General features: G+C 37.7%; 1 protein-coding gene. It reads right to left on the reverse strand.

The genetic code is table 11. The annotated features are described in order from the left end of the window. Positions 1 to 174: 174 nt before the first annotated feature. On the reverse strand, positions 175 to 483 hold a 309-nt coding region (locus ACYQ4S_RS12280; RefSeq protein ID WP_459771453.1), incomplete at its 5' end, for a transposase.

Raw genomic sequence — 483 nt, forward strand, 5'->3', positions numbered from 1 at the left:
TCACTAGTGTTGCATAAAACTTAGAATAAATGATTTCCATAGATTGTTACTTTCGTCACAAATGGTTTTCGTTAAAATTTCCAAAAAAGTCAAGTGCTGGCGCAAGGGATGACTTTTTCCAGAAATTTTTAGGGTTATTCAGTTGTGGATTAGTCCATTTGTATTCTCTTTCACTTAACCAGGGGCGAACGATTCTTTGAAATACGCAAACGGTTCATACTGTAACGCTCTGATTTGTCTCAAAACAGTGAAGAGGCTTGATTTCAAGCGTAATTCCAGTTTCATCAGTAACGTCAGTAAGTAGACAATCATCGCAAGAATCACTTGATTCTCCACGCCTTGTTCAGACTGTGAATAGTACGTTTTAATGGTCAAATGTTGTTTGATGTGCTTAAAAAACAACTCGATCTGCCATCTTGATTGATACATCTTTCCGATGTCCTCTGCTGAAAGATCCATTCGGTTCGTCAGGATACGTAGATT

The organism is Alkalibacterium sp. s-m-28 (genome assembly GCF_054658175.1).